The 8,585-nt window shown below is 52.2% G+C and carries 6 protein-coding genes; 4 read left to right on the plus strand and 2 right to left on the minus strand.

Features of this window, described 5'->3' with window-relative positions; all coding sequences use genetic code 11:
* Positions 1 to 159: 159 nt before the first annotated feature.
* The gene (locus OEZ49_RS22615; protein ID WP_263390411.1) at positions 160 to 1,542 is read left to right on the plus strand and encodes a sensor histidine kinase; all 1,383 of its coding nucleotides are present in this window, start codon (positions 160 to 162) and stop codon (positions 1,540 to 1,542) included.
* 350 nt (positions 1,543 to 1,892) lie between these two features.
* Entirely contained in the window at positions 1,893 to 3,227 is a 1,335-nt protein-coding gene (locus OEZ49_RS22620) for a cytochrome P450 (protein WP_263390412.1), read from the plus strand.
* A 44-nt stretch (positions 3,228 to 3,271) separates the two neighbouring features.
* Here the strand turns inward: OEZ49_RS22620 and OEZ49_RS22625 are convergent, their stop codons facing one another.
* Positions 3,272 to 4,402: a response regulator gene (locus OEZ49_RS22625; protein WP_263390413.1), complete on the minus strand. Its 1,131-nt coding sequence runs from the start codon at positions 4,400 to 4,402 to the stop codon at positions 3,272 to 3,274.
* A gap of 679 nt (positions 4,403 to 5,081) precedes the next feature.
* Here OEZ49_RS22625 and OEZ49_RS22630 point away from each other — a divergent pair.
* Positions 5,082 to 5,840 (plus strand): acyl-homoserine-lactone synthase, encoded by a 759-nt coding sequence (locus tag OEZ49_RS22630; RefSeq protein WP_263390414.1) that lies wholly within the window; start codon positions 5,082 to 5,084, stop codon positions 5,838 to 5,840.
* A gap of 237 nt (positions 5,841 to 6,077) precedes the next feature.
* Positions 6,078 to 7,019 (plus strand): response regulator, encoded by a 942-nt coding sequence (locus OEZ49_RS22635; protein WP_263390415.1) that lies wholly within the window; start codon positions 6,078 to 6,080, stop codon positions 7,017 to 7,019.
* Positions 7,020 to 7,238: 219 nt separating this feature from the next.
* Here OEZ49_RS22635 and OEZ49_RS22640 read toward each other — a convergent pair whose 3' ends face one another.
* Positions 7,239 to 8,267: a LacI family DNA-binding transcriptional regulator gene (locus OEZ49_RS22640; RefSeq protein ID WP_263390416.1), complete on the minus strand. Its 1,029-nt coding sequence runs from the start codon at positions 8,265 to 8,267 to the stop codon at positions 7,239 to 7,241.
* Positions 8,268 to 8,585 lie beyond the last annotated feature (318 nt).

Raw genomic sequence — 8,585 nt, forward strand, 5'->3', positions numbered from 1 at the left:
CATTCAGACCTCCCTTTTGGGAGTTTGAATCAGAACCTAGACCAGATGGGAATCCTGAATCTCAACAGACCCTAGTCAAACTGTGAACTTATTTCGGGCCTACTGCTTCCTCAATCCTTGGATAACTGTGGGGTATGCCCCTAATGCCCTGTTGATAGAATGACGGCAATTGAAGCGAAACAGCTGGATCAGGTTTCAGATAAGCCGGTTGATCGGATGCTGCAAAACATGAAAGACTACACTGCCATGAGCTTCGAGCTCATCTGGCAGCGGCAGGCAATTTTGTTGTCGGCAACCGTCCTTACCGGATACTTCTTCGATTATTTCAATGCACTTCTGTTCTATTCCTGTATCCTGATTTGCGAAGGTCAGGATCTCATTCTTGCAAAACGCGTAGCGCGCCTACAACCGCATCAGCGTAAGGCCATAGTTGAGTCTCTAGCCTGGATACTGCTTAACACGGTGCTTCATTCCACCGCGATTTGTCTGTACGCCATCTCTGTCGCGCTCGAACAGCCGTCCGGGGGACACTTTACCCCCTTGTTCTTCTTGTTTGCGGCCGCGCTGTTTGCGGCAATGAACAATCATCAGATCGTATGGGCGATGATCCTCCGCCTGACCATGTACGGCATCTCGTTCATGGTGATTGTGGTCAAGGATATCTGGGTCGAGCGGCCGGATTTATCTTCGGAACTTTGGTTGCATTTTTTCACTGTCGTGTTCGTGATGTACTTCCTGATCGACTGTGCATTTGTCTTCCTGAGACTTTACAGAACAAACCTGGCGCAGCTGGAAAAACTCAGAGAAGAGCATGAACGCACAAAGGCTGCGTACATCGCGAAATCGCAATTTGTGTCAACGGTCAGTCACGAGCTTCGCACGCCCCTGACATCGATCAAGGGTTCTTTGGATCTGATCAATTCGGGTGCAATCGGCGAAGTACCCGAGAAAATGCAAGGCCTTGTCAACATGGCCAGCAAGAACAGTCAGCGTCTGGCCGCCCTAATCAATGACATCTTGGACATTCAAAAGATGGAAGCAGGCGAAATGGTTTACCGCATCAGGACCGTGGATGTGGGTGCCATTGTACAAGAAGCAATTTCCAGCAATCTGGGCTATGCCAGTGCACATAATGTCACTATTGAACAGGATTGCCCGATCGGTCTGGACATGTTCATTTCCGCAGACTCCTCACGTTTGATACAGGTGCTTTCGAACATGATCTCGAACGCTGCAAAGTTCTCGTTCGAAGGCAGCACCGTCACCGTTGGATGCCGACGCATCGGTACCCGGATTCGCATCTATGTAAAAGATCGGGGCATCGGCATTCCGCCTGGAAGCCGGGACAAGGTGTTCGACCGTTTCTCGCAAATCGATTCTTCGGACGAGAGACACGCGGGCGGAACCGGGTTGGGCATGAACATCTCGAAGGAGATCGTAGAGCACTTTGGTGGAATCATCGACTACGAGAGCGAAGTCGGGGTAGGGTCCGTGTTCTATGTCGAGTTTCCAGAGGTGTGCAAACAGACCGCTGCCGAATAGGCCAAAACCTTCCGTTTGACGAAAGGAGTCGTGTGGGTCTTTCTGATGCCTCGTTTGCTCGAGGTGCAAGGACCGGCTTAGGCCTGGAGTGTTGTAGATCCGACTCAGCTAGGGTCACCAAGGGCGTCTGAAAAATTCCATTGTTTATCTCCGAGCAGAACACAGGTTAGTGTTTCGACAGGGGCATTCAGCCTCGCTGAGTTCGCGGGCTTGCTTTTTGTGGTTATCCGTTAACACTTGCCGCAAAGTCTGAAGCTGAATGTTGGTTCCTGGTTGTTCACCCGTTCTCCTTAGGGCGATCGCGGGGAGAGGCGGGACCACCTTGAGCAGATGCAGTCGGAACGGTGGAAATGAAAGACATCAGTATTGCGCCAGTTTCAGCAAGACTGGCAGAAAAGCCGGTCGGCCTGTTTGATTTTGCAAGATCAGCCGGCCGGAACATGCTTGAGGTAATACCGGTTGAAACCCTAAGGCAAACATATGTCCGTGGGCCGCTCAACATTCACTACATTTGTGATCCTGAAATGGTGACCGAGCTCTTGGTCGGACGGGGCCGGTCATTTCCAAAGGCAAAATTCACCAAGGACATAATCGGTTCGGCAGTCGGAAACGGCTTGATCCTTTCCGAAGGCCAGAAATGGCGTGAGCAACGGCGTCGCTACTCTCCTTTGTTCTCTGCCCGCAATCTGCCCACACTATCGGATCACTTCGCTGAAACCGGAATTGAGGTCGCAGACTCGCTGGCGGAAAACCCGGGATCTGTCGACTTTGCCCAGGTGGCGCCAGCATCAACCCTGACAAATATCTCTAGAGTCATTTTCTCGGGCAACGAGGAAGTCAGCGCTGAACAGATCCGCGCGGGCTTGATTGAGTATTTTGAGTATATCTCAGACATCTCGTTGTTCGACTTGATGGGATTGCCGAAATGGTTGCCGCGTAAGAAATGGTTCCGCAGCAAGGCACCGGTAACGACGATGCGGGACCTAGCTCGCAATGTTATCGACCATCGACGGGCTGAAAACCGTCAAGTGCCAGTCGATTTTCTGGACTTCATGATCGAGGCGTTGAAAACTGATTTCGAGGACGCCGAAACAACGGTCGACAACCTTCTTACCTTTGTCGTCGCTGGGCACGAAACCTCTGCGAATGCCCTGTGTTGGGGCTATTACCTTCTCGCCCTGCACCCAGACATGCAGTGTGATATTCGCAACGAAATTCTATCAGTTCGAGAAACAGGAAAGATCCGTTTCGAAGACTTAGAGAATATGCCCTTACTACGGGCGCATATTAAGGAAACCCTGCGCCTGTATCCATCTGCGGCGTTTTTTGCCAGGGACGCATCGGATGACGTCGAGATCAAAGGAATTTCGATCAAGAAAAACGATGCGCTGTTTTTTCCAGTCTATTCGTTGCATCGCAACGAGGCTCTTTGGCCCGAACCGAGCCATTATCGCCCCGAACGGTTCATGGGAGCGCCGTTGCCACGTGGGCAATATATTCCTTTTGGTGATGGCCCTCGGATTTGTATCGGGGCGCAATACGCAGAAACAGAGATAATGATCTTGATGGCGTCGCTGTTGCGGCGGGTGGAATTGTCTCTGTCCGACGTGCCTTTGCCCGAGCCTGTGCTAACCTTTACGATGCGCACCAGCGGGCCGATGGTCTTGACCGTCGATCCTGTCTAGGGTCGTGATTGCATGCTGGAAGTCGTTCTTTGACGCCTCTGCGGTCACTTCTGAGCAAGGTAGCTGTCTTCTCCGAAGAGTTCGAACATTACGCGCTCATATACTCTCCTACGTTCCACGACTTGTAGTGCGGGTTCAGTTCCATCGTCCGCCAGGGGTTCATTGCCTTGGGATTGAAGAGCTTGTTCGCGTTTATCCACACCTTGGATGGCTTTGTTTAGGGCGGCTGCAGCCCCCGCCTTCGAGAGAGACCGCATCGAGACACGATCACTGATTAGTACACGTAACCAGCCTGTTGCGCTTCGGTTTCCGATAATCGTTCCAAACACCTGGTTTAACCTCTCTTCCGAAGGGATGGCGCTAGTTGCATCCTTCCCGTGCGTTACGACCAGAAACACTCCACTAGCTCTATAGGAGAAGATGGCATTTGCATCTTTGGTGGTCATTTGAATGGCTTTTGCGAGGTCAGAAATCGCGCGTCGATAATCGCCGGACTTACTGAGATCAAAGAAAAATTCGGCATCCTGAAGTTTGACTGCCACGACAGAGGAGTCAAAGAGGCGACCGCGAGAGAGTTGCTCAATATAGTTGTCAAACTCGACGTATCGCAGGCACCGGTTCAGGCCTTCTATTGAAAACGGGTCATCAAAGTTGATTTGCTGATTAAAATCCAGCTCATCTTGAAGAAACTTGGCGGATGCCAGTGTCCTTTGGGCTTTCATGCGTTCTTGCGTCAGCAAGTACGCAGTGTTTATCCGGCTACGCAACTCCAGGAAGTCAAAAGGCTTGGTGACATAGTCTGTAGCACCTTCAAGGAAAGCCTCCTCCACATAATGCCGCTCACTCATGGCGGTGATCATGATGACCGAGGTCTCTCGATGTTGTGGCAGATCACGAATTCGCCGTAGCAAATCAATGCCATTTACCTGCGGCATCTGGATGTCCAACAGGAAACATTCGTACGGAGTATCGGATGTCTCAATTTTCTTGAGCGCTTGAACCGCCGAGTTTGCGACAGATACCTTGCAGTTTCCGAATGAAGTCAAAGCGGTTTGCAGCAGCTCCAAAATGCTTGCATCGTCGTCAACGATCAAAACCTTGAGGGGTTTCTGACTTTGCGCGCGGAGTTCCAGTTTCTTCTGAAACTGATCTCTTCCCGGGTTTGAGTGCTTCATGAGTTTTGGCCCGATGGCAACTGAGTTTCAGTGTCATCTTAGGTTGCGAGTGAGCCGAAAACGTGGCGTCTCGTAATAATTATTTATTGTTTTTGACAATATTGTGGAGAAATTTTGGCAGGCTTCGAGAGATGGGGGACAATGAAGCTTTCCGACAATAATTGTTTTCATTTTGAGGAAAATCTTATGCAGCAAGAGCATATGCAAGTATTGTTGCCGCGTGTTCGGGCGACGGAAGGGTCCGGGCATAAACCCTAATGAAAACCGTCCGCTTCAAAGGTAGGGTCAGAGGGGATTTAGCCGTCTTTTTTCTGTGTCTTCTGGTGTCGAGAGCCTTCACGGCTTCCAGTTCGGAAGCTCCCCTTTTGTTCTATCCAGCGTCAGCGGACAGCGCACGTGCTTGAGAAATGTCTAAGCCTCATATGCGATGCAGTTGGCCGGAAGGGTGAGAATGGAAGGGCAATAGCGGGTTGGTAGCCTGGACAGTGGGGTACTTTTGCTTCCTCAAGCGACGCTAAGAAAAGGAAGAAGGGCGCCGTCTGATCAAAGCAACAACATTCCGGCAGAAATTCCTTGCGAATTAGCCACACTGTTTTTCCAGGTGCGCTGAACATTCACTTAGGTATAGACTTTACTGGGATGTTCTTGTCAAAAGTGTGGCAAAAAGACAGAGCAGGACATGGATCAATCTTTGAGGCTTGCGGGCGCCAGTCCGGCGTCGGCAGCGTTTCCGGAGCTGGAGCCAGCCACCGGACGTGCCGCTACGGAAGTCGCGCCTAAGTCAAGGGTGCGGCACAAGTTCCGGTTGCCTGTTCGCAGCCTGCATCAAAAACTGCCTTCGCTCGGGAATGTTCATTCCAGCGTCATGAGCTTTCGCAACATTCATGAACATGGAACGCTTCTGACAAAGTACCTCGAAGCGCGAAAATCCATCTTTATCGACACCCTGCATTGGAACGTTTCCGAGGCCGAGGGAATGGAGTTCGATCAATATGACACGCCGGCGTGCCAGTGGGTGGTGCTGCATCAATTCGGCGAAATCGTCGGTGGAGTCAGGTTGCTGCCGACAACGGCGAAATGCGGGATCTACTCCTACATGTTGAGAGACGCTCAAAGAGGTCTGCTTGACAGTATTCCCACGGACGTTTTGTTCTTTGAGGCACCTGTTAGGGCTAATGTTTGGGAGGCGTCTCGGTTTTTCATTGCAGAAACGGTGCCCGCAGCCCGTAGGCTGTCGGTGCAGCACATGTTGTTTGAAGGTATGGCGCGGACCGCCTATCAAAACGGAGCCACGTCTATTCTCGGAATAGTACCTGCAGTCTGGTCGCGTTGGGCGCGACGGATCGGAGCCGGTGCAACGCCTGTTGGCTCAAAATTCTCTATTGACGGTGCGGCAAGTCAGCCTGTCCTGTTCAACATCCGGGGCTACTTGAGTTAACCCGCTGGGAGTCCATCCGTTAAAGCTAAGGGGTTTTTCGTGTCGAGGTTACCCCTTGCGACCGGTCGAACCGGAAGATGATGGAAAAGCACGGACCTGCCATTCGTAGGTCATTAATTTGCCGTTTTTTCCCTAAACATTAGCAAAAATGACCTGGATCCGTTGTTTGAGCGGAACCCGATACATGTTCGCATCGTCCCGGAAACCCAAGCGATGCCAAAAGAGTGGTGAACCAATATGCGAATTCTTGCCGTAGACGACGAGCCCAGCATCCTGGAACTTCTTACCCAGATCCTGGCGGCATTCGGGTATGACAATGTTGTCACCGCTGCCAATGGCCGCGCAGCGCTCCAGATACTCAATAGCGAGCCAGAGCCGTTTGATTGCTTGCTTCTTGATGTTCAGATGCCGCAGATGAACGGCATCGATCTTTGCCAAGAGGTGCGTATGCTTCCGGATTATCGTTTTACTCCGATAATCATGGTAACGGCCATGGTTCAGAAGCAATACATCGACAATGCATTCGAGGTTGGGGCAACGGATTATGTGACCAAACCCTTTGAATTTGACGATCTTCGTCAGCGTCTTTCGGATGCATACAGGATGGCGGCCGAACGAAAGTCGGCAATACTGGCGATGGAAGCGATCGAAGATGCCTTGGATCAAAAGGGGTCCGACCGCGATTTTGATCTGAGTGATCCGATTTATATCGACAACCTTACTGGTTGCTTCGGAATGCCGGAGTTCGAGAATTACGTTTTCAAGATTTCGACGGCGCATCCGTTGAACAGCTCTGTTTTTGCTGTAAAAGTCGACGAGGCAGAAAAGATTTTCAATGCGGGAACGTCCACCGATTTCCGGCGAGCCATGACATTAGCGGGCAAGTCCCTAATGACGATGACGCAAGGCGCGAGAAACTATGCTGCATATTGGGGCAATGGCGTGTTTCTGGTCGTTCTGGACAATGAAGCTGCATTCAATCTGCATAGTTTGGAAGGTCGGATAGCGACACTTTCCGCAGTCGAAGGCGGCGGAAATCTTGATGCCGGAACGATTTCTTTCCGTGTCGGTGAAGCGGTTCCACTGAAAGCTGCGAACAAGCTGGAGGCCCTGTTTCTGATCGACAAAGCGGTGGAAAGCGCTGAGGCTGCTCACTATTCGATGGCCAAGGTCAGCTAAACCCCCATTTGATCTAGGCCGCGCCAAGCGCGGTCAACTAGGGCTGACTTCTTGGGCATGCTGGTCTGTGCAATTGAGTAGTTTGGACGTCGCGAACAGGCTGCATCTGTGAAAATGTCCTTGCTTAAAATCAGAGGCAGAGGTTTGAAACGAGCCGCATTTTGGTATTGCCGCAGCGGCGCATGGCAGGAGCCTTTTTAGAGAAAACCGCGACACTATTCATGTTTCGTTTCGAGGTTTGGCCAATGACTGCCTGTGAACTATTTCCGTGCTGATGCAGGTTGATACCCCTGATGAAGTGCCATTCACCATGGCTATTAGTTCCTGCGCAGCCTTACGACCCATTTCTCGGTGGGGCACGTGAACGGTCGTCAGGGCGGGAGTGGCGATCTCCGCCAGTTCGATATCGTCGAAACCGGTGATCGAGACCTCGTCGGGGACCGATACACCCATGCGCCGCGCTTCGCGAAGGGCGTCGACCGCCAAGACATCGTTCCCGCAGATGATCGCGGTGGGGCGCTGGGTCCGGGACATGAGGTCGCGAAACGCATGTGCGCCGCTGTCGATCTCGTAGGTGGTTTCGATCACTCTCATTTCATCGGCGCGAATTCCATTTGTGTGCAATGCATCCCGGACCCCCTGAACACGCCTTTGTGCCCGATCGTTTCCGGCGGTCACACCTGAAATCATGGCAATGCGGCGGTGGCCCGTATTGATAACGTCCTGGGTCAGGGCGTACATGGCGTCCCGGTTGCTGAACCCGACCGAAGGTTGTCGGGCCTCGGGAAGATAGGACCACGCGACAAGCGCGGGTACCTGATGCCGCTTCAGATAATCATACATCTCGTTTTCGCGCTCGTGCCCGATCAGCAGCAGACCATCCGCCCCCCGTGCCACCAGGGCACGGATCTGTTCTTTCTCGATCTCGGGCTTGTAGTCGGAACTGGAGACAAGAAGAGTGTACCCGTTCTGGCGCAGCTCGTTCTGAAAGGCTTGCAGACCGCGCGCAAAGATCGCGTTATCCATGGTCGGGATGATGGCGCCAATGGTGAACGAGCGTTTCGCGGCCATGACCCGAGCGGCGAAATTCGGCGTATAGCCCAGCTCTTCGATCACTTGCAGCACCCGAACACGAGTCGTTTCCACGACCTGGTTTGGAGAGTTCAGGCAACGAGACACTGTTGCGGTCGAAACCCCGGCATGACTTGCCACATCGTTAAGTGTCGGAGCGAAACGGGTTTTTCCCATATCTTGTCCACCAGTCTTTTCCAACCTTCTTACCACATGCGAAGGGAATTGCCATCTTGCAATGTAAGCGCTTGCATTGTCATGTAAGCGCTTACAAATCACGTGGAACCGATCCATTGCGGAGCAACCGATGTCCCTTGTCGCCTCAGCCATCGTCTTTGCGGTCTTCTTTGCGAATGTTGCCCTTGGGGCTTTCGCGGGCAGCGCATTTCTCGGGGATGTTGGAGAGATGTTGGTGTTGATTGCCACTGAGATTTGACCCATGTGCAACCTTTCCCCGGCTTGAACCTGCTGGGAGCATATGGAGTGATCGACATG

This window comes from Ruegeria marisflavi (assembly GCF_025673445.1).
Classification (GTDB): domain Bacteria; phylum Pseudomonadota; class Alphaproteobacteria; order Rhodobacterales; family Rhodobacteraceae; genus Ruegeria_B; species Ruegeria_B marisflavi.